Below are 21,899 nucleotides of genomic sequence, written 5' to 3'. Positions count from 1 at the left end.
AATGCCCTGGCTTTCCAAGGCCTGGAAGGTTGTGCAAAACGGCCTGAAAGAGGACCGCCTGCCTCATGCCCTGATCATTGCCGGAGAACATGGGGTGGGAAAACGTGCCTGGGCGGACGCTGTTTCTGAACTGCTACTCTGTGACCAACCCGCGAACAATGCCGAGGGCCTTCCCACGGCCTGTGGTCACTGCAAGCAGTGCGCACTGTTCCAGGCGGCCAGTCATCCTGATGTGCGGGCCTACTCCCCAGAAAAATCGAAAGTCATCAAGGTGGACCAGGTGAGGGCGCTGTCTGCGTTTACCGTTGCTTCACCTCAGGTGGGCCAGCGGAAAGTGGCCATTGTTGATCGGGCAGATCAGCTGAATATCAACGCCGCCAACGCATTGCTCAAAACGCTTGAAGAACCCCAGCCGGATGTCAGCTTATTGCTGCTGCAGGAAAGCGGACGGCCTGTACTGCCGACCATACGTTCACGTTGCCAGGTTTTGACGATTCCTGCTCCGGGCATCGAGCAGGCTCAAGACTGGTTGAGTACCCGGATTGAGCAAATGGACGAGGCTGACCGGCCATCGGAGCAAACTCTCAACAAGGCGTTGATGCTGGCTGGCAATGCGCCAAGACTGGCGCTGGAATACGCGACCGGTGATTTTATTGGCTTGCGGGACGAGGCGTTCGAGCAGTTTCGTCAGTTCATGAAAGGTCAGGTGCCGGTGACACAGGCCGCCCGTGCCTTCAAGGCGCTGGGCCTGGAGGGCGCGTTAACCCTGTTCGAAGGTTGGGCAGTGGATCTGGCCCGGCTGAGCGCGGGCGGGCAGGCCATGGATTCAGAGGCCGCGGAAATGCTTGGTTTCCTCGCGCGCACCAATCCCGGCTGGCGTGCACACGAGCTTCAGGACAAGGTGAACGAAGCTCGGGAGGCTGCCGTATACAATGCCAATCCTGAACTGGAAGCCGCGCAGCTTCTCATCGAGTGGAAGAAGCTGATGCCGAGGCGGCGTCGTAATGCCTGAACAGGGATCTGGCCGGGCCTTGCACCTGTGATGCAAACTACTGGTATGATGCCGGGATGACCGGGGCTTTGTCCCTGAAACAACAACGAAATAGAAAAGAGAAAAGGTGTCAGTTATGGGGCCCGGATTTGGCGCACGCAGTGGCATTCTAACCCTGACCATCAAAGACAAGGCAGTGCTTTACGCGGCGTACATGCCCTACATCCGTCAGGGTGGCCTGTTTATTCCCACTCAAAAGCAATACCAACTGGGTGACGAGGTGTTTCTGCTTCTGAACCTGATGGACGAGCCTGAGAAAATTCCGGTCGCAGGAAAGGTCATCTGGATAACGCCCAAGGGTGCGCAGGGCAACCGTGCTGCCGGAATCGGTGTGCAGTTCACCGGCGACGATGAATCAGCCCGGACTAAAATTGAGTCTTATCTTGCCGGGTCCCTAAGCTCGGATCGCCCAACTCACACCATGTAACTTTAAGGGGCCCATGAACGCGATCGAAACATCGCCCGACATTGTCGCAACGGAAGCGGGGGCTTTCGAAGACCGCTGGCCTCTTCAATCTATTACTCTGGCGGGCAAAACCTGGCCGGCTAGATCCAACTGTGATCTTTCCTCTATTCCTGTGGTGATGGTCCATGGGTGGCTGGATAACTGTCTGAGTTTTTCCCGGTTGGCACCGGAGCTGTCCGTCAACCGAACGCTCCACGGTGTTGACCTGGCAGGGCACGGTTTGTCGGGTAGCCGGCCATCGGGTCAGAGTTACCTGCTTATGGATTACGTGGTCGACCTGGCAGAAATGCTCGAGTCCCATATCGTCTCGGGAGCCGGGCAGTCTATCGATCTGGTCGGGCACTCGCTCGGAGGCGCCATATGCGCGCTCTATGCGGCTGCGGTTCCGGAGCGGGTCCGGAAACTTGTGATGATTGACAGTCTTGGTGCCCTGAGCCGGCCAAGCGACCAAACGGCTTCCCAACTGAGAAAAGCCATTGATAAGCGCCTGGGCGGTTCCCGCAAGCCTACGGTGTATGCTGATATCAAGACCGCTGCGCGGGTTCGTTCGGGTGGGTTTATCCCTCTGAGTCAGCAAAGTGCCGAGATCCTGACCGAACGAAACCTGAAACCCCGTGATGGCGGTTTCGTGTGGCGAACGGATTCGAGGCTACGCCATCCGTCACCGTTGATGATGACCGAAAAACAGGTACAGGAGACCTTACGTGCCATCCAGTGCCCGACTTTGTTTATCAAGGCAGAGCAAGGGTTGCTTGCAACGCGAAAGGGGCTTGAAAACCGGGAGGCGGCTGTTGCGCATCTGAAAACGGTTCGCGTTCCAGGTGGGCACCACTGCCATTTAGACGGGGATATTCGCCCTGTCTCTCAATCCATCAAAACCTTTCTGAGCGATGACTAAAAAAACAGCGCGGCAAACGTTTGATTCTCTGGTTTTCTGGCTTCTCGCGGGGTTCCCGCTCGCGGCCATGGCCGCATTCCCAGAAACCGCACCTGACCCATTCCCCCAGGCGGAACTGGAGGAAACGACAGGCATTGAGTCCTCCGGACACCTGGTGCTGTTCAGCCCGGTTCGGGAGGTACGGGACGAAATCCGGTCCGAAACCATGGCGCGTCTTCCCGTCTCGGGTGAAGGGCGCCTGTACGAAATAGAGCGGGATTCTGACCGGGAAAAGGCCAGGGATCATTACCTTCGCTTGTTGCAGGCCAGTGGCAGTCAGATTCTTTTCGATTGCGAGGGGGTATCCTGCGGACGCAGCAACGTCTGGGCCAACCAGATCTTCGGCCAGCGCAAACTGTATGGCAGGGACGTTAATCAGGACTATCTGGTTGCGGGAACGACTACCGAGGACGGTCGCCGCTGGTTGACGCTGGTGTACACCGTGACACGGGGTAACCTGCGGGAGTATATCTGGGTGGAGCACCTGGAGGTCACAGCTTCGGTGGCAATCCCCGGGCTGGGTGGTGCAGACAGTCGTATTCGGGGTCCGATTATCGTGCCTTGGACGGGCGGCCTGACCCATCGTTTTGACTGGTCGGCCAACGACCGGCGGAAAATAGCCGACTGGGCCCGCGCTGAATCAGCCATTGTGGTGTTAACCGGTTTTTCCTCGTTGAACGCCGGCGAAGGGCTGGAGGAGGCCCTGGAGAGGGCTGAACGGGCTGTCGCTTCGCTGGCCGATGTTCTGGCGAAAACGGGCGTGTCTGAAGAGCAGCAGAGAACCCTGGTGGTTGGTCCTGCCATACCGATTGGCGATCCTGACCGGCAAGGCAACCGGGTCGAGATCACCGTCATAACTCAGTAGGGACTCGGGGTGAGTGGTGAGTAAAAAGGATCTGAAAGCTCAGAAAGCGAATCAGGACTCCGGTAAGGCCCCTGAAAAACAGCGCAAGAATGGCTCTGACGTCTCCCCCGACGTGAAAACAGAGGCTGTTCCATCCCAGACATCCAGTCCCAGGAAAACCGTCGCGTTGACCCTCGGGAGCGGCGGTGCCAGAGGGTACGCGCACATCGGCGCCATAGAAGTGCTGAATGAGCGCGGGTATGACATTGTGGCGATTTCCGGCTGTTCCATGGGCGCCCTGATCGGCGGGGTCTATGCGGCGGGTAAGCTACAGGAGTATAAGGACTGGGTCACCGGGCTGGGCCAATTCGATGTGCTCAAGCTGCTGGATGTCACCTTCAACGCCATCGGTGCCATTCGAGGCGAAAAAATATTCTCTGTGGTTCGTGAAATGCTGGGCGGCATCCGCATTGAGGATTTGCCCCTGGCTTATACAGCCGTGGCGACAGACCTCCTGTCTCACAAGGAAGTATGGTTTCAGGAGGGGCCCCTGGAACAGGCCATTCGGGCGTCGGTGGCTATTCCCGGACTGGTGACACCTCTGGTGCTCAACAGACGCGCCTATGTCGACGGTGCCTTGCTGAATCCCCTGCCCATCATCCCTACGATCTCTGCCCACGCGGACCTGATTGTTGCGGTGAACCTGGCGGGTGAAGAAGAGCGGCAGCAGGGTCAGACCGTTGAGGATGCCGCGTTTTTGCAGGCGGATGAGGGGAGCGATCTGGAAGAGTGGGTCGATTCCATTCGAGACAAAGCGTCTCGCTGGTTTGATTGGGACAACCTGAAGTCGCTGGCGGTCAAAAAAGGCGAGTCTTCGGGCGGTGGGCAGGAACTTGAAGAACAGCCTCTCCAGCCGCCTGAAACCGCCAGTGAAAACAGCGTTGAGAAGGCGTCCTCGGATTCGAAAAAGGCGGAAGAAAAGGAAAAAATCGACTGGGACAAGTTGGGCATCGGCAAGTTTGATGTGATGAACCTGACCATAGAAACCATGCAGAGCGCTCTGGTTCAATACAAAATAGCCGGTTATCCACCGGATTTGCTGGTCAACCTGCCCAAGAATGCGTGCCGGAGCTACGACTACCACAAGGCTCCCGAGTTGATTCAGTTGGGCCGGGAGAAAATGACCGCCGCGCTCGATCGGTATGAACGCAATCGCAACAGTTCAGGTCCGTTGGCGATTTGAATGGCTCTATGGCAACGCTTGTTTTCCCGGGCTGCAGGGCAGTGAACAAAGAGCGTATAATGCCGCGCTGAAATTACTCCCAACAGGATTCAAGCTTTGACCAGTCCGATCGACGATCTTCAAACCATCCGTGATTACCTGCGCTATGCCAGCTCCCGATTTGCGGCATCCGAGTTGTATTTCGGTCACGGCACCGACAACGTCTGGGACGAGGCCGTCCAGCTGGTTCTTCGCTCGGTGAGCCTTCCGCTGGAAAACAACACGCTGTTCCTGGACGCAAGGCTGACCCGGGAAGAGCGACAGCGCATCCTGGAACGCATCGAACGACGCATCAAGGAACGTATCCCCGTAGCCTACTTGTTGGGTGAAGCGTGGTTCATGGGCATGCCGTTCCATGTAGATGAACGCGTGCTTGTGCCGCGTTCGCCCATTGGCGAACTTCTGGAAAACGGCCTTCAGCCCTGGCTTGCCGAAAAGCACGTGGAGCGGGTTCTCGATCTGTGCACCGGAAGCGGTTGCATTGGAATCGGAGCGGCCAGCGTGTTTGAAGATGCGGAAGTGGATTTGTCCGATATTTCTGCGGATGCGCTTGAGGTTGCCGGTTCCAATATTGATTTCCACGGGGTCCGGGATCGCGTCCATCTTGTGCAATCCGATGTGTTCGACAATATCGAAGGCCGCTACGATGTGATTCTCAGTAACCCGCCGTACGTGGATGCCGGCGATCTTGCCTCGATGCCGGAGGAGTACCAGCACGAACCGGAGCTTGGCCTTGCTGCGGGCGAAGATGGGCTGGATATTGCGCACCGCATCATTGCCCAGGCCCTGGACCACCTGACGCCGGGTGGTCTGCTGATCGTGGAGGTAGGAAATAGCTGGGTAGCGCTTGACGAAGCCTATCCGGATCTGCCATTAACATGGCTGGATTTTGAAAATGGCGGTAACGGTGTGTTTTTACTCACGGAAGACGCATTGCGCCAGTGGCATAACAAGGCGTAAGCCCCTGTCCCATAAAAACGGAAGAAGTAGCAGATATGTCGGGAAATACCTTCGGTAAATTGTTCACGGTTACCTCCTTTGGGGAAAGCCACGGTACGGCACTGGGCTGCATCGTCGATGGTTGTCCTCCAGGGCTGGAACTGTCAGAAGAGGATTTGCAGCGAGATCTTGACCGTCGCAAGCCCGGCACCTCCCGCCATACTACACAGCGCCGCGAGGCGGACGAAGTTCGTATACTGTCCGGGGTATTCGAGGGCAAAACCACCGGAACGCCCATTGGTTTGCTGATAGAAAACACCGATCAGCGCTCCAAGGATTACTCCAAAATTTCCGAGCAGTTCCGCCCGGCCCACGCCGATTACACCTACATGCATAAATACGGCGTTCGAGACTACCGGGGTGGTGGACGTTCCTCGGCGCGGGAAACGGCCATGCGGGTTGCGGCCGGCGCGGTGGCCAAGAAGTTTCTTGAGCAGCGCCTTGGCATCCGCGTGCGCGGCTACCTGTCCCAGCTCGGCCCCATCAAGGCTGAAAAGCTCGATTGGGATCAGGTCGACCAGAATCCGTTCTTCTGTCCGGATGACAGCAAGGTGGGAGAGATGGAGGCCTACATGGATGCCCTGCGTAAAGAAGGGGATTCCATCGGTGCCCGGATCAATGTGGTTGCCGAAGGTGTGCCTCCGGGTCTTGGTGAGCCGATTTTCGATCGTCTGGATGCCGACCTTGCCCACGCCCTGATGAGTATCAATGCGGTCAAGGGCGTTGAAATTGGGGCTGGTTTTGGCTGCATTGAACAAAAGGGCACGGAGCATCGTGACGAGATGACGCCCGAGGGCTTTTTATCGAACCACGCGGGCGGCGTGCTTGGCGGCATTTCCTCTGGCCAGCCGATCGTTGCCAGCATCGCGCTCAAGCCCACGTCCAGCCTTCGCCTGCCGGGCAGGGGCATTGATGTTCACGGCAATCCCGTGGAAGTGATCACCACCGGTCGACACGATCCCTGTGTTGGCATCCGCGCGACGCCGATTGCAGAGGCAATGATGGCCATCGTGCTGATGGATCACTACCTGCGTCATCGTGGTCAGAATGGCGACGTGCAGGTGGATACGCCGGTACTTGGCCAACTCTGATCCACTCTAAGGTCGGTGTTCTCAGGCTTGGCTGAACCGGATTCAGCCAAGCCCGGATTGCCGGGCTTTGTTCGCTAGGGAGCGTGCGTATCTACTGGCGTTTATCTAACCTCTACTTCTGGTTCTTTGCGCTGCTCGGAGGTTTGCTGCCCTACTGGTCGCTTTACCTTGAGGGGCAGGGCTACACCTATCTTCAGATCGCCACATTGATGGCGACCATTCAGTTCACCAAGATTATCGCCCCCAGCGTCTGGGGCTATCTGGGCGACCGTACGGGGCAGCGGGTCCGGCTGGTTCGCTTCGGCGCCATCTTCGGTTCGCTGTTCTTCGCCGGTGTGTTCATGGAGCCCGGCTACTACGGTTTGTTGATGGTTATGCTGGCGTTTACCTTTTTCTGGAACGCCATTCTTCCGCTGTACGAGGTTATTACTCTTCGAGCCCTGGGCACCCACAAAGAAAAATACGGCAAAGTGCGTCTGTGGGGATCTGTGGGCTTTATTGGCGCGGTCGGTCTGGTAGGCGCCGTGCTGGAGTTTGTGCCGATTCAGTCATTGCCGTTTCTTTTACTGCCGGTGTTTATTGGCATCGGGGTGTCGGCGTTTCTCGTGCCGTCCGAGCGAGGTGAGCGAAAACCAGCTGAAGCCACCGACAGTCTGCGAGCCATCCTCGCTCACCCCGGGGTGCTTGCGTTCTTCCTGATGAACTTCCTGCTCCAGGTATCTCACGGGGCTTACTACACCTTTTTCAGCATTCATCTGGAGCAGCATGGCTACGGAAAACTGTCGATTGGCTTGCTCTGGTCACTGGGGGTCATTGCCGAGATCGTCCTGTTCCTGGTGATGCATCGTCTGTTCCGGCGCTTCAGTGTGCGTCAGATTGTCATAGGTGCACTGTTGCTGACCCTGGTTCGCTGGGTGTTGATTGCAGAAGTCACCGACGTGGTTCCTGTGCTGATTTTTGCTCAGTGTCTTCACGCAGCGTCGTATGGCGCCCTTCATGCGGTGTCGGTTGGCTTTATCCAGAACGCATTCGGCAAGGATCATCACGGGCAGGGGCAGGCGCTGTATAGCGGTTTGACCTTTGGCGCCGGGGGAGCGCTGGGTGCCTGGCTATCAGGCTTTCTGGTAGAAGGCGGCAGCACCTCCCTGGCCTTCTGGGGCAGCGCTGCCGTGATTTCGGTTGCTGTTTTGGTAACCTGGCGGGGCCTCAGACTCCCGCCATCGTCGCCGGAACCTGGTTAATCAGACTTCGGTGTCTTCTTCGTCTTCCTCAATCTGAAGCGACAATCCACTGCCCATGGTGCTTGCCGCCTTTGGTGCCGCGGCAGCGGACTCACCACCCTGGCCGTGCAGTTTGATCTTCAGGCGCAGGTTGTTGGCGGAATCGGCGTTTTTGAGCGCTTCCTCTTCGGAAATCCTGCCGTCTTTCCACAGGTTGAAGAGGGCCAGATCGAATGTCTGCATGCCAATGTTGGCGGACTTCTCCATGATTTCCTTGATGCCGTCGATTTCGCCACGCAGGATCAGTTCACTGATGGTTGGCGTTCCCAGCAGAATTTCGATCGCGGCGCAGCGTTTTTTGTCGACGGTTGGTACCAGTCGTTGTGACACGAACGCACGAAGGTTCATGGCCAGGTCCATCAGCAGCTGAGGGCGCCGCTCTTCCGGGAAGAAGTTGATGATGCGGTCCAGAGCCTGGTTGGCGTTGTTCGCATGCAGGGTCGAAATACAGAGGTGGCCGGTTTCGGCAAAGGCCAGAGCGTGTTCCATGGTTTCACGGTCACGGATCTCACCGATCAGGATAACGTCCGGGGCCTGGCGCAGGGTGTTCTTCAGCGCCTGGTGGAAACTGCGGGTATCGACGCCCACTTCCCGTTGGTTCACGATGCACTTCTTGTGACGGTGGATGTATTCCACCGGGTCTTCAATCGTGATGATGTGGCCCGCGGAGTTGGAATTCCGGTAATCAATCAGAGCCGCCAGGGAAGTGGACTTGCCGGAACCGGTGGCGCCAACAAACAGAACCAGACCACGCTTGGCCATAACGACTTCTTTCAGAACCTGCGGTAGGCCCAGGTCGTCGGCATTGGGGATTTCAGTGACAATGTTTCGTGCAACGATGGAGATTTCGTTTCGCTGGCGGAAGATGTTGATCCGGAAACGGCCGACGTTGCGGATGCTGTACGCCAGGTTCATCTCGAGTTCCTGTTCGAACTCGGCCACTTGCTCGCTGTCCATGATCTCGTAAGCGATGTCCTTGATCGCGCCGGGCCCGAGCGGAGTTCGGTCAATGGGCTTCAGGGTGCCGTGGAATTTCGCACAGGGCGGGGCACCGGTGCTCAGGTAAAGATCAGAGCCATCGTGTTTGGCCAGAATCTTCAGGTAATCGTCGAACCCCATGAAATCTCCTAAAACATTGTTGTTTATCGTTACTTTCCAGACCCCTCCCTCTGAACCGTTTCCAGCAGGGCGCGGGCCGCATGACTGAGCTGTCTGCCGTTCAGGCCGACAGCGCCTAATACCCTTGCAACCGGAAACCCGATGTCCAGCGTCCGGATGCTTGAATCGACCATGCTGATCGGTAATACGCTCCAGCCGATACCCACACCGGTCATCATCTTGATGGTTTCCAGGTAGTTGGTCGGTATTTGTTGCCGAAGCGGCAGGTTGGCCTCCAAAAACAGTCGGCTGACCACCCGATAGGTCGCTGTTGTTGTATCTGGCAGGATCGCCGGATACTCGGCCAGATCCTTCAGTTCGATGTGAGCACGGGCGGCAAGCTCATGATCGGGTCCCACGACAAACGCCATAGGATCTGGCCATTGTTCGTATACCACGAAGTCGCTTTCCATACTGTCACTAAGTGTGACAAAGGCGAGTTCCGCCTGTCTTTTTCGCATCTGGATGTAGGCCGTATCCGACTCCATGAACTGCAGATTCAGCGACACCCTGGGATGCTCGCGCGTGAACTTTCTGAGCCAGTTCGGCAGGTGGTGGAGACCGATGTGATGACTGGCGATGATCTGAAGCTCGCCGGAAACCAGTCCATCGCCGGAAGAGAGCATGGTTGTGGCGTTATGGATCTCATCGAGGATTCGGCGGGCGTGGGGGATCAGGCGTTTGCCGGCGTCAGTCAGCCCGATGCTCCGCTGGCTGCGATCAATCAGGATGGTGTCCAACTGGCTTTCCAGGGCGGCGAGCCGCTTACTGATCGCAGGCTGTGTTAAATGAAGTGATTCTGCTGCTTCGGAAAAGGAGCCCTGATCAACAATGGCCAGGAACGCTTTTAATGCATTGGAATCCATAAGATGTGCTCGCTGAAAGAAGGTCGACCGCGCAATAGGGCGAATCAATTTAGCATTCCATTTGGGAATGGGCCAAATAAAAAACATGAATTGCGGTTATGCGTGGATGGTGAGTATCATTCGGCCAGCGTTGTTAATAACAGCAATGATTTGATAGTGAGAGATCAGTTATGGCGGGCAAGACCTTATACGACAAGTTGTGGGATGACCATTTGGTAAAACAGCGGGACGATGGTTCCGCGCTTATCTACATCGATCGTCAACTGCTGCACGAAGTGACGTCACCGCAGGCGTTTGAAGGCCTGCGTATTGCGGGGCGCAAGCCGTGGCGCATCGATGCGAACCTCGCTACACCCGATCACAACGTGCCAACCACGGACCGGGAAAAGGGCATCGACGGCATCGTTGATCCGGTCTCCCGTACCCAGGTGGAAACCCTGGACCGCAACTGCGACGAGTTTGGTATTCAGGAATTCAAGATCAAGGATCAGCGCCAGGGTATCGTGCATGTGATTGGGCCGGAGCAGGGCGCTACGCTACCGGGCATGAGCATCGTCTGCGGTGATTCCCACACGTCCACCCACGGCGCTTTCGCCTGTCTTGCTCACGGTATTGGCACCTCTGAAGTTGAGCATGTTCTGGCCACCCAATGTCTGGTCCAGAAGAAGATGAAAAACATGCTGGTGCGCGTGGACGGCCAGCTGGGGGCTGGGGTTACCGGTAAGGACGTGATTCTGGCCATCATCGGCAAGATCGGCACGGCGGGTGGAACCGGCTACGCGATCGAGTTTGGTGGTGAGGCGATTCGTGGCCTGAGCATGGAAGGCCGGATGACCATTTGCAACATGGCCATAGAGGCGGGTGCTCGTGTCGGTATGGTGGCGGCTGATGATGTCACCATCGATTACGTTCGCGGTCGTCCGTTTGCACCGGCTGGTGACACCTGGGATGCCGCCGTTGCTTACTGGAAAACCCTGCACAGCGATGAAGATGCGGAGTTCGACAAAGTCGTGGTGTTGGACGGCGCGTCCATCAAGCCGCAGGTCAGCTGGGGGACCTCGCCGGAAATGGTGGCCGATGTGGATGGCCTGGTGCCGGATCCGGCTCGCGAAGAAGATCCCATCAAGCGTGAAGGCATTGTTCGTGCTCTCAAGTACATGGGGCTGGAGCCGAATATGGCCATCACTGATATTCAGCTCGACCGCGTGTTCATTGGATCCTGCACCAACAGTCGAATCGAAGACCTTCGGGAAGCTGCGGTGGTCGTGAAGGGACGTAAGGTTGCGCCGACCCTGAAGCAGGCCCTGGTGGTTCCGGGCTCCGGACTGGTCAAGGCGCAAGCCGAGCAGGAAGGTCTGGACAAGATTTTTGTTGAGGCTGGCCTGGAATGGCGTGATCCGGGTTGTTCCATGTGTCTGGCCATGAACGCCGATAAGCTGGGGCAGGGTGAGCACTGTGCGTCAACTTCCAACCGGAACTTTGAAGGCCGGCAGGGATTTGGTGGCAGAACCCATCTCGTCAGCCCTGCCATGGCCGCTGCTGCGGCAGTGACAGGTCATTTTGTTGATGTCCGCGACTTGCTGAACTGATCCATAGGAGACACCATGCGCGCTTTTACTCAATACGAAGGGCTGGTTGCCCCGATGGACCGTGCCAACGTGGACACGGACATGATCATTCCCAAGCAGTTCCTGAAGTCCATCAAGCGGACCGGTTTCGGTCAGAACCTGTTTGACGAGCTGCGTTACCTCGATGAAGGAAAACCGGATCAGGATTGCTCGTCCCGGCCGTTGAATCCGGATTTTGTGCTCAACCAGGATCGGTACCAGGGTGCAGGTGTGTTGCTCGCCCGGGCGAATTTTGGCTGCGGTTCAAGCCGGGAGCACGCCCCCTGGGCCCTGGAAGACTACGGTTTTCGGGTCGTAATCGCACCGAGCTTTGCCGATATTTTCTACAACAACTGCTTCAAGAATGGTCTCTTGCCCATTGTTTTAGAAGAGGAAATTGTTGATCGGCTGTTCCGGGAAGCTGAGGCCAGTCCGGGCTATTCCCTTGAGATTGACCTGGTCAAGAAAGCTGTGACGACCCCGTCCGGCGAGACGTTCGATTTTGAAGTGGATGATTTCCGTCGCCATTGCCTGCTGAACGGCCTGGATGATATCGGCGTCACTCTCGAAGATGCGGATGCGATCCGTAGCTATGAAGAAGAGCGTCGGCAGACCGCGCCCTGGTTGTTCGGCTTCGGAAACTGATTGTTTACAGATTGAAGTGATTTAAAACAGGAATTGATTATGTCCAGAACTGTATTGATGTTGCCGGGCGATGGCATTGGTCCCGAGATTGTGGCTGAGGCCGACAAGGTTCTCAGGAAAGTAAATGAGCAGTTTGGGCTCGGAATCGAGTTTGACGATGCGCTGGTGGGTGGTGCCGCCATTGATGAATCCGACAGCCCGCTTCCGCAGGAAACCCTCGACAAGGCCCGACGCGCCGATGCCATCTTGCTTGGCGCTGTTGGCGGCCCGAAGTGGGATGCACTGCCAATGGCCAAGCGGCCTGAGAAAGGGTTGCTCGGCTTGCGCTCCAACCTTGAACTGTTCGCGAACCTTCGTCCTGCCATTCTGTATCCGCAACTGGCGTCAGCGTCCTCTCTGAAGCCGGAGGTTGTCTCCGGTTTGGATATTATGATTGTTCGGGAGTTGACCGGTGGAATTTACTTTGGTCAGCCCCGAGGCGTTCGTCAGCTGGAGAGCGGTGAGCGCCAGGGTTACAACACGTACGCCTACACGGAATCCGAAATCCGTCGTATTGGCCGTGTCGCTTTCGAAGCTGCCCAGCAGCGCGGTAAGAAGCTGTGCTCGGTGGACAAGGCAAACGTGCTGGAAGTGACTGTTCTGTGGCGGGAAATCATGAATGATCTGCAGCGGGAATACCCCGATGTGGAACTCTCTCACATGTATGTGGATAACGCGGCGATGCAGTTGGTCAAGGCACCCAAGCAATTTGACGTGATTGTGACTGGCAATATGTTTGGTGATATCCTTTCGGACGAAGCTGCCATGCTGACCGGTTCCATCGGTATGTTGCCGTCCGCGTCACTGAACTCCCAAAAGCAGGGGATGTACGAGCCCTGTCACGGTTCAGCGCCGGATATTGCGGGTAAAGGCATTGCCAACCCGCTGGCCACGATTCTGAGCGCGGCAATGATGCTGAGATACAGTCTGAACGAGGAAAAGGCTGCTCAGGCGATCGAAACCGCTGTCAGCAAGGTGCTCGACCAGGGCCTTCGTACAGCCGATATCATGGCCGAGGGTGGTCGCCAGGTCTCTACGAGAGAAATGGGCGACGCCGTTCTGGCCGCGCTGTAAACCAGCCCTGGTGAACCCGAGATCCGACGGCAACAACATGCTGTTGCCGCGGAATCATCCATCCGGTCCCTGCCAGCGATAACGGCAAGGGGCGGGCACAATACGAGATTCAAAGGTCGCAAATGAAGCGAGTTGGACTTGTAGGCTGGCGCGGCATGGTGGGCTCTGTCCTGATGCAGCGCATGCGCGAAGAAAATGATTTTGCCGATATCGATCCGGTATTCTTTTCCACTTCCCAGACCGGGAAACCAGCACCGGACGTAGGCAAAGCCGGCGTTCCCACTCTGCAGGACGCCTTCGACATTGACACCCTGAAAACCATGGACGTGATCGTCACCTGTCAGGGTGGGGACTATACCTCCAAGGTTTTTCAGCCGCTGCGTGATGCAGGCTGGGAAGGGTACTGGATTGATGCGGCATCCACGTTACGGATGGCTGATCATTCCGTGATCGTACTGGATCCTGTTAACAGAAACGTTATTGATGACGCGCTCGGAAAGGGTGTAAAAGACTTCATCGGCGGTAACTGTACCGTGAGCCTGATGATGCTCGCCCTGGGTGGGCTGCTGGAGCAGGATCTGATTGAGTGGGTTTCACCCATGACTTACCAGGCGGCCTCCGGTTCCGGCGCGCAAAACATGCGTGAGTTGCTCAACCAGATGGGTGCTTTGAAAGACAGCGTGGCTGATGAGCTGGCGGATCCGTCCTCGGCGATTCTGGACATCGATCGCAAGGTCACGGACACCATGCGTGGAGGCGATTTCCCCACTGAGCATTTCGGTGTGCCGCTGGCGGGTAGTCTGATTCCGTTCATCGACAAGCAGCTCGATAACGGGATGAGCAAGGAAGAGTGGAAGGCGGGCGTTGAGACCAACAAAATTCTTGGTCGCAGCGACAACCCGATTCCCATCGATGGCATCTGTGTTCGTATTGGTGCCATGCGCTCTCACAGTCAGGCGCTGACCATCAAGCTCAAGAAGGATCTCTCGGTTTCGGAAATCGAGGGCATTCTTGCCGGGGCCAACGATTGGGTGAAAGTCATTCCCAATGATCGTGACGCCACCATGGAAGAGCTGACGCCGGCCAAGGTGACTGGAACCCTGAGCATTCCAATCGGCCGTATCCGGAAACTGGCAATGGGCCCGGAATACATTTCCGCGTTCACCGTAGGCGATCAGTTGCTGTGGGGTGCTGCGGAGCCCTTGCGGCGCATGCTCCGTATCCTGCAAGAACGTTAAGAAATGTTACGCAGGGGCTGAGTAGTGCCAACTGCGTCCGGTTTTGGTAAAGCCGGCTGGGGGCGGAGGCTGACGACAGCCTTCGCCCCTGTTATTTTGTGGCGAACTAACAAGTTCCACGTGGTTTGTAAAAAAACGGTACAAATTTCACCGGTGATTGATTGATTCAAAGGGCGTTATCAACAATACTGGCCCGACGAAAATTAAACATTCGACATAATAACTAGAACTATCCAGACGGAAGTCATCCAACCTCGTCCGATTCTGTTTTAACAAGCAGTAGAGAATAACGGAGACTGGAAAGGAAAAAGCATGAAGGTACGCAAGCTTGCGGTTGCCCTGGCGCTGGCGGGAGGGCTCGGGTCCGGCGTCGCACAAGCCTTGGGGCTGGGAGAAATTGAACTTCAGTCCTATCTGAATGAACCTTTGGATGCGGAGATTCGTCTTCCCCAAAGCCGCGGTGTGGATCCCAGCGATGTATACGTAAACATAGCCCCAGAGTCGGCCTATGAGACCGTGGGTCTGGATCGTGACCAGTTCCTGAGCAAGCTCCGGTTCCAGGTTGTAACAGAAAGCGATGGTTCGTTGGTGGTTCAGGTTTCCTCGCGGGAACCGTTGCGTGAACCGTACCTTAACTTCCTTCTTGAATTGACCTGGCCAAGCGGCCGGTTGATGCGTGAATACGCTGTTCTGGTTGATCCCCCTGTATACGCAGAAGATTCCGGGGTTCAGGAAAGTGTGACCGCGCCGTCTGCGGCTACCAGCACCTCCCAGCCTTCCCAGACACGTGATCCGGAATCCGTCCGTCGCCAGGCGCAGGCTGAAGCCTCGGTGCAGCGCGGTTACCAGGGTAATACCCTGGGTCCGACCGATTCCTCCGACACGCTCTGGACGATTGCTTCCCGGGTCCGTCCTGACAACAGCGTGACCACTCAGCAAGTGATGATTGCCATCCAGGATCTGAATCCGGATGCATTCATTGGTGCAAATATTAATCGCCTGAAACGTGGCGAGGTTCTGCGAGTCCCGACCCTTGAGCAGATCCAAAGCCGCTCTCGTGCCGAAGCTACGCGGATCGTTGCCCAGCAGAATCGTGAGTTCCAGTCTCCTCAGCGTACGGTTGATGCAACAGATACGCAGGTAGCCCAGGCTTCCGGTACTCAGGCCCAGGCTAGCGGCGACGAACTGAAGCTGCTGGTTGCTGACGCAGATTCCCGAGAAACCAGTGAGGGAGGGTCTGCCGGTGGCGATGGTCAGTTGCCAGGAGGCGTAGACGCGGGTGCAGCTGTAGCGATGGAAGAGCTTGAAAGCGCCCGTCGCGAAAACGAAGAGCTCTCTGGTCGGGTTCAGGATCTGGAAGGTCAGATCGAAACCCTGCAGCGTTTGCTGGAGCTGAAAAACAGTCAGTTGGCTGATATTCAGGGCATGGCCCAGGAAGGTGAAGAGCCTTCACCTGTGCAAACTTCCGGCGAAGAGGGCGTCGCTGAGTCTGGCGAGGGCGAAGCCGACGCTGAAGCTGACGTTAATGGCGAAGCCGCTGCGGATGCAGGTGTTGATGCTGAGGTCGATGCGGAAGCAGAAGCAGCCGTAGAGGGTTCCGCGATTGCTGGCGGAACAGCGGTCGAGAGCGAAGAAGCCTCTGAGCCTGTTACCGGTGAGCTGGCTGAGCAGGAAGGTTCTGAAGTCGATCTGGCTGCTGAGCAAACTGATGAAGCGGCTGAGGCTGATCCGGTGATGACTGAAGCCGGTAGTGAAACTGAGGTGGAACAGCCTGAGGTTGTTGAAGGCTCTGATGCTTCCGAGGTTGCTGAGAATGCGGGCGTCCAGGCGACTGAACAGCCGCAGCCTGAAGAAGCCGCTCCAGAGTTCCACCCCGCTACTGCGAATGTTGAGCCTGCTCAACCAGACGCTCAGCCCGCCGCAGAGCAGGGGGTGATTGCGGGTATCATTGATACCATCCGTAGCAACCTCTTGTATCAGGTGGCCCTCGGTGGTGGTTTGATCCTGTTGCTGCTTCTGCTTCTGGTGGTTGCGCGTCGGAACGCTAACCGCGAGAAAGCTTTCTACGAGCAGTTGAATCAAGAGTCCGAATCTGAGGGTGATGATCTTGAACTGACTCTGGATGATGACGAATCGTTCGAGTCCGACAAGGACAGCGCCATTGCTGAAGCCGATAACTACATCGCGTTCGGTCGCCATGAGCAGGCGGCCCAGACTCTCGAGGAGGCAATTTCCCGTGAGCCTAGCCGGACCGATCTGCGGCTGAAGTTGCTGGGTATCTATGCAGAAACCCAGAATCAGGTGTCGTTTGATAAGCAATACTCGGAAATCGAGTCACTCGACGACGAGCAGGCGCTGGCAACCGCTAACGAGTTGCGCGCTAAATTGGAAGACGCCGAGTCGATACCGAGTATTGACGATCTGGAATCTCAGCTGCGCTCTGATTCTTTCAGCACAGCCGAACCTCAAGTAGAGCATGACTTTTCCTTTGCATCGGACAACGAAAGCGATGCGACCCTCTCTGATGAGCTGCTGGCCGATCAATACGATGCGCAGAAAGAAGAAAAGGTTGAAGACGAGTTTGCGGAATTCGACACCGATTTTGCCGACTTTGAACTGAACGAGCCGGAAGAATCGAAGAGTGATGTTGAAGAAGCATCAACGCTTGAGACTGAGGGCGAAAATCAGAGTCGTGCAGATGATGCTATCGAATTTGATCTGTCGGACGTCTCACTGGAATCCAAAGAGCCGTCGGAGCCGGTAAAAGAGAAGGATGATCTTGATTCCCTGTCTTTGGAAATCGACGAAGATGCCGGTTCTCTGGATTTCGATCTTGAAGAGTCGCTGAGTGACACCACTGAGAAACCAGAGTCTGGTCTGGCTGAATCGGATGAATCCGGGGCCGAGCTGGAAACGTTCGAGGACAGTCTCGACTTTGATCTCGAAGAGGCTCAGGAAGAGGTCGTCGAGGGGGATAATAGAACTTCCGAGGAGAAGGGTGTCGACAACCTGGATTCTCTCGATGAGTCATTTCTTGATGAACTCGACGCGGAGCTCGACAAAGTAGCCGGAGAAGATGAAGCTGGTGAATCGGTTTCCGAAGACGGCGGTCTGGACGAGCTGGAGTTGGACGTTTCCGATGAAGATCTCGCCCTGATGGAGGAGTTCTCAGAGACTACTGACGCAGCCAACGACGACGAACCAGGCGCGCCAGCTCTGGGCGAAGACCTGAGTCTCGAGGATACCCTGGAGCCGGAAGGCGCCTCGAAGACTGGTAGCCCAGAGGAAGAAGTGGCGGCCGTAGAGGAGTTCGGGGACCTGGGGTCATTAGACACTCTTGAAGAGCCAGCGGAGTCTGAAATTCCGGTTACGTCTGAAGTGCTTGAAGGCGAATCTGCGTCAAAACCCTCTGCGCCTGTTGATATCGACGAAGGCGATCTGGGTGAGGACGATGATTTTGACTTCCTGGCAGGCACGGATGAAGCAGCCACCAAGCTGGATCTGGCCAGAGCCTATATCGAGATGGGCGATGCCGATGGTGCTCGCGATATTCTCGAAGAGGTCTCTCTGGAAGGAGATGAGGAGCAGAAAGCCGAAGCGCAGGATCTCCTTAAAAATCTGGCCTGATTCGTTATAATCGAAACATCAGGTAACGAGCGCCGGCCACCGGGAACTGTTCCCGAGTGAGCCGGCGTTTTCTTTTGTCAGTAGAAAGAATCGGGATGGCGCTTGTTTCTCGAACCACAACCTCTCACGACGGATAATGCAATTGGCAATGGTCGGGTGGCCATCGCGTTTGAATACGATGGTCGTGACTTCCATGGCTGGCAGTTCCAGAAATCCGGAGTTCGCTCCGTTGAGGGTGAACTGGCCAAGGCGGTGGCCAAAGTTGCCAATCACCCGGTCGATCTGGTGTGCGCAGGTCGAACCGATGCGGGCGTTCATGCCAGCCACCAAATCGTGCATTTCGAAACCTCGTCGATTCGGAACCGGCGCTCCTGGGTGATGGGGATCAACACCGCTTTGCCCAGCGACATCGCCGTGCATTGGGCGGGAAACGGGGCAGCCGATTTTCACGCGAGGTTTTCTGCCACGTATCGCCGCTACCGCTATGTCATTTATAACCACGCGGTTCGACCAGGCATACTCCGGGGCCAGGTGAGCTGGAACTTTCGCCCTCTGGATGAACACAAAATGCATCAGGCGGCTCAGGCTCTGGTCGGTGAGCACGATTTTTCCGCTTTCCGTGCAGCTGGCTGTCAATCCCGCTCACCGATACGGTTTCTCGAGCGTATCTCCGTCTCCCGCAAGGCCGAGTTCGTTGTGATTGATGTACAGGCGAACGCTTTCCTGCATCATATGGTCAGAAACATCGCAGGGGCTCTTATGGCGGTTGGTACGGGTGAGCAGTCAGCTAACTGGATAGCGGATGTTCTGGCAACCCGGGACCGAAAGAAAGCGGGTGTCACCGGCCCGGCGCAAGGGTTGTATCTGGTTGATGTGGGCTACCCAGCCGAATGCGGAATCCCCGAGGCGGACTGTGGACCGGCTTTTCTGCGGCCGTGGTTTACGCCTGAGGAAAACAGGCCCATCGAGCCAACACATATCCATCGTAAGCAAAGACAGGACGTATGACGACAAGGGCAAAAATTTGCGGTTTGACCCGGGCTGAGGATGTACGGGATGCCGTGGCAAGCGGCGCGGACGCGCTGGGCCTGGTGTTTTACGAGCCCAGTCCGAGAGCCGTGAGCGTCGAGTGGGGGGCGGAGCTGGCCGCCGAAGTGCCGGCCTTCGTTACGCTGGTTGGTCTGTTCGTGAATCCGAGTGACAGGTTCGTCCGAACGGTTCTGGATAGGGTTCCGTTGGATGTTCTGCAGTTTCACGGGGATGAAAGCCCGGAGTTCTGTAACCAGTTTGGTCGCCGGTGGATCAAAGCTATTCGTGTCCGTGAGTTCGGGCAAATTGAAAGGGCTTTTACGGAATACCGAAAAGCCTGTGGATTACTGGTAGACGCCTGGGACCCTGACCGTTACGGTGGTACAGGGCAGTCCTTTAACTGGCAACTTATCCCTGAAAAGCGTCCTATGCCGTTGATATTGGCCGGCGGTTTGTCATCTGATAACGTATTTCGCGCCATTGAGCAGGTCCAGCCGTGGGCAGTGGATGTGAGTGGCGGCGTTGAGGAGCAAAAAGGCGTCAAGGACAGAAGCAAAATGTTTAATTTCATGAAAGAGGTTCGCCGTGTCTGTAAAACTGACTGAAGAAATGCTGAGTGCATTGCCGGATGCAAGGGGGCACTTCGGACCCTTTGGTGGCCGCTTTGTTTCCGAAACACTGATGGATTCGCTGATGACGCTGGAAGACGAGTACCAGCGCTTGAAAAAGGATCCTGATTTCCAGGCCCAATTCGACAAGGAATTGGCGGATTACGTCGGTCGGCCCACGCCGCTTTATTTTGCCGAGCGCCTCAGTCGTGAAACCGGTGGCGCCCAGATCTGGCTGAAGCGGGAAGACCTCTGTCATACCGGTGCTCACAAGGTTAACAACACGATTGGCCAGGCCCTGCTGGCGAGTTTCCTCGGTAAAAAACGGGTGATTGCCGAAACCGGCGCAGGCCAGCATGGTGTTGCCACCGCGACTGTCTGTGCTCGGTTGGGCCTTGAGTGTCATGTGTTTATGGGTGCGGAAGACGTTCAGCGGCAATCGCTCAACGTGTTCCGGATGAAGCTGCTGGGTGCAACGGTGCATCCGGTAGAGAGTGGGACCAAGACCCTGAAAGATGCCATGAACGACGCCATGCGCGACTGGGTTACCAATGTGGACGATACTTTCTACATCATTGGCACTGTGGCAGGGCCCCATCCATATCCTCTGCTGGTTCGCGATTTCCAGTCCGTGATCGGCCGGGAAACCCGTCGTCAGGCACTGGAGAAAACCGGCAAGCTCCCGGATGCGCTCGTGGCGTGTGTGGGCGGTGGCTCGAACGCCATCGGTATGTTCTACCCATTCCTCGCTGATGAGTCGGTAGAGTTGTACGGCGTCGAAGCGGGGGGACTTGGCATTGAGACGGGCAAGCACGCTGCGCCATTGTGTGCCGGTCGCCCGGGCGTTCTGCACGGCAATCGCACCTATCTGATGGAAGACGAAAATGGCCAGATAGCGGGCACCCATTCCGTGAGCGCTGGCCTTGATTATCCTGGCGTCGGTCCGGAGCACAGCTGGCTGAAGGATATCGGTCGTGCCAACTACGTGTCGGTGACCGATGATGAAGCAATGGAAGGCTTCCGAAAGCTGACCCGAGTTGAAGGCATCATGCCGGCCCTGGAAACCGCTCACGCGGTTGCCTATGCCATCAAGCTAGCTGCCACCATGGATAAGGATCAAACCGTTGTGATCAATGTATCGGGGCGGGGCGACAAAGACATCAACACGGTTGCCCGATTGGAAGGCATCGAGATCTAAGGTTGTAACAGGAGCAGCATTGGCATGAGCCGAATTGAAGGAGTTCTGAAGACGCTCAAGGGGCAAGGTCGAAAGGCGTTGATTCCCTATATCACCGCGGGTGATCCTCACCCTGATACAACCGTTGAACTGATGCACACGCTGGTTGAAGCTGGCGCTGACATTATTGAACTGGGTGTGCCTTTCTCCGACCCCATGGCTGACGGACCGGTCATTCAGCTGGCCTGCGAGCGGGCACTCAAGCATGGCACCTCTTTGCGTCAGGTTCTTGGTATGGTCAAGGCGTTCCGATCCCGGGATTCTGAAACGCCCATCGTGTTAATGGGGTATCTCAACCCCATGGAAGCAATGGGTTACGAGGCGTTTGCAGACGCCGCGCGCGACGCGGGCGTTGATGGTGTCTTGACGGTAGACCTGCCTCCAGAGGAGGCAGACGAGGTTGCGCCACTGTTCACTGACCGCGGGCTGGACGCCATTTTCCTTTTGTCCCCGACCACGACAGATGATCGGATCCGCGCCATCAGCGAGTATTCTTCCGGCTATGTGTACTATGTTTCATTCAAGGGGGTGACAGGAGCTGCCAAACTGAATGTGGAGGAAGTAGCGTCGCGTGTAAGCCATATTCACGAGCTGACAGCCCTGCCTGTGGGTGTTGGGTTTGGTATTCGTGACGCCGAAACCGCCGCTGCGGTAGGGCAGGTATCCGATGGTGTAATTGTTGGAAGCGTCCTAGTCGATACAATTGCCAGAAATCAGGCAGATACCGCGCAACTTAAACGCGCGTTGACAGATCTGCTGCAACCGATGCGAGAAGCACTGGACAGCCTGAGTTCCTGAGCCCTGGTGCTTCAGGCTGGACG

General features: G+C 56.6%; 19 protein-coding genes. 17 read left to right on the top strand and 2 right to left on the bottom strand.

Annotated features, from left to right (window positions below):
- The first annotated feature begins 1 nt into the window (after position 1).
- From holB to QVZ43_RS11460, 8 genes are all read left to right on the top strand, one after another.
- Positions 2–1,012, top strand: a complete 1,011-nt coding sequence (gene holB, locus QVZ43_RS11495) for a DNA polymerase III subunit delta' (RefSeq protein WP_420890927.1) — start codon at positions 2–4, stop codon at positions 1,010–1,012.
- Between the two features lie 115 nt (positions 1,013–1,127).
- Entirely contained in the window at positions 1,128–1,478 is a 351-nt protein-coding gene (locus QVZ43_RS11490; protein WP_206642959.1) for a PilZ domain-containing protein, read from the top strand.
- A gap of 13 nt (positions 1,479–1,491) precedes the next feature.
- The gene (locus tag QVZ43_RS11485) at positions 1,492–2,415 is read left to right on the top strand and encodes an alpha/beta fold hydrolase (protein WP_302910045.1); all 924 of its coding nucleotides are present in this window, start codon (positions 1,492–1,494) and stop codon (positions 2,413–2,415) included.
- Positions 2,416–2,482: 67 nt separating this feature from the next.
- Positions 2,483–3,319, top strand: coding sequence for a DUF4892 domain-containing protein (locus tag QVZ43_RS11480; protein WP_302910044.1), 837 nt, complete (start codon positions 2,483–2,485; stop codon positions 3,317–3,319).
- Between the two features lie 112 nt (positions 3,320–3,431).
- A complete protein-coding gene (locus QVZ43_RS11475) occupies positions 3,432–4,541 on the top strand; it encodes a patatin-like phospholipase family protein (RefSeq protein WP_302910653.1) in 1,110 nt (369 codons plus the stop codon).
- Between the two features lie 96 nt (positions 4,542–4,637).
- Positions 4,638–5,540, top strand: coding sequence for a 50S ribosomal protein L3 N(5)-glutamine methyltransferase (prmB, locus tag QVZ43_RS11470; RefSeq protein WP_223793427.1), 903 nt, complete (start codon positions 4,638–4,640; stop codon positions 5,538–5,540).
- 35 nt (positions 5,541–5,575) lie between these two features.
- Positions 5,576–6,670, top strand: a complete 1,095-nt coding sequence (aroC, locus tag QVZ43_RS11465; protein WP_302910043.1) for a chorismate synthase — start codon at positions 5,576–5,578, stop codon at positions 6,668–6,670.
- A gap of 83 nt (positions 6,671–6,753) precedes the next feature.
- Positions 6,754–7,911, top strand: a complete 1,158-nt coding sequence (locus QVZ43_RS11460; RefSeq protein ID WP_302910042.1) for an MFS transporter — start codon at positions 6,754–6,756, stop codon at positions 7,909–7,911.
- On the opposite strand, the gene QVZ43_RS11455 is transcribed toward QVZ43_RS11460, so the two are convergent.
- Both QVZ43_RS11455 and QVZ43_RS11450 read right to left on the bottom strand, forming a co-directional pair.
- Entirely contained in the window at positions 7,912–9,069 is a 1,158-nt protein-coding gene (locus QVZ43_RS11455; RefSeq protein WP_302910041.1) for a PilT/PilU family type 4a pilus ATPase, read from the bottom strand.
- A gap of 29 nt (positions 9,070–9,098) precedes the next feature.
- Positions 9,099–9,974 carry a LysR family transcriptional regulator gene (locus QVZ43_RS11450; protein ID WP_302910040.1) on the bottom strand — a complete coding sequence of 292 codons (876 nt, stop codon included), beginning with the start codon at positions 9,972–9,974 and terminating at the stop codon, positions 9,099–9,101.
- 170 nt (positions 9,975–10,144) lie between these two features.
- Between QVZ43_RS11450 and leuC the strand changes: the two genes are divergently transcribed.
- From leuC to trpA, 9 genes are all read left to right on the top strand, one after another.
- On the top strand, positions 10,145–11,563 hold the full coding sequence (leuC, locus tag QVZ43_RS11445) for a 3-isopropylmalate dehydratase large subunit (protein ID WP_302910039.1): 1,419 nt from the start codon (positions 10,145–10,147) through the stop codon (positions 11,561–11,563).
- 15 nt (positions 11,564–11,578) lie between these two features.
- A complete protein-coding gene (gene leuD / locus QVZ43_RS11440; protein WP_302910038.1) occupies positions 11,579–12,226 on the top strand; it encodes a 3-isopropylmalate dehydratase small subunit in 648 nt (215 codons plus the stop codon).
- Positions 12,227–12,265: 39 nt separating this feature from the next.
- Positions 12,266–13,339 carry a 3-isopropylmalate dehydrogenase gene (leuB, locus tag QVZ43_RS11435; protein WP_302910037.1) on the top strand — a complete coding sequence of 358 codons (1,074 nt, stop codon included), beginning with the start codon at positions 12,266–12,268 and terminating at the stop codon, positions 13,337–13,339.
- 122 nt (positions 13,340–13,461) lie between these two features.
- Complete coding sequence (asd, locus tag QVZ43_RS11430) at positions 13,462–14,577, top strand: aspartate-semialdehyde dehydrogenase (protein WP_302910036.1); 1,116 nt, start codon at positions 13,462–13,464, stop codon at positions 14,575–14,577.
- Positions 14,578–14,889: 312 nt separating this feature from the next.
- The gene (locus QVZ43_RS11425; RefSeq protein ID WP_302910035.1) at positions 14,890–18,204 is read left to right on the top strand and encodes a motility hub landmark protein FimV; all 3,315 of its coding nucleotides are present in this window, start codon (positions 14,890–14,892) and stop codon (positions 18,202–18,204) included.
- A 102-nt stretch (positions 18,205–18,306) separates the two neighbouring features.
- A complete protein-coding gene (truA, locus tag QVZ43_RS11420; RefSeq protein ID WP_302910034.1) occupies positions 18,307–19,212 on the top strand; it encodes a tRNA pseudouridine(38-40) synthase TruA in 906 nt (301 codons plus the stop codon).
- On the top strand, positions 19,209–19,838 hold the full coding sequence (locus QVZ43_RS11415) for a phosphoribosylanthranilate isomerase (RefSeq protein WP_302910033.1): 630 nt from the start codon (positions 19,209–19,211) through the stop codon (positions 19,836–19,838). Before truA ends, QVZ43_RS11415 begins: the two co-directional genes overlap by 4 nt.
- The gene (gene trpB / locus QVZ43_RS11410) at positions 19,831–21,039 is read left to right on the top strand and encodes a tryptophan synthase subunit beta (protein WP_411722653.1); all 1,209 of its coding nucleotides are present in this window, start codon (positions 19,831–19,833) and stop codon (positions 21,037–21,039) included. The genes QVZ43_RS11415 and trpB overlap by 8 nt, the downstream gene beginning before the upstream one ends.
- 24 nt (positions 21,040–21,063) lie before the next feature.
- Positions 21,064–21,876 carry a tryptophan synthase subunit alpha gene (trpA, locus tag QVZ43_RS11405; RefSeq protein ID WP_223793440.1) on the top strand — a complete coding sequence of 271 codons (813 nt, stop codon included), beginning with the start codon at positions 21,064–21,066 and terminating at the stop codon, positions 21,874–21,876.
- Positions 21,877–21,899: the final 23 nt, after the last annotated feature.

Origin of the sequence: Marinobacter suaedae (assembly GCF_030519635.1) — a bacterium.
Lineage (GTDB): Bacteria > Pseudomonadota > Gammaproteobacteria > Pseudomonadales > Oleiphilaceae > Marinobacter > Marinobacter suaedae.
The sequence above is the reverse complement of the archived record's forward strand: the minus strand, read 5'-3'. Positions and strand labels throughout refer to the sequence as shown.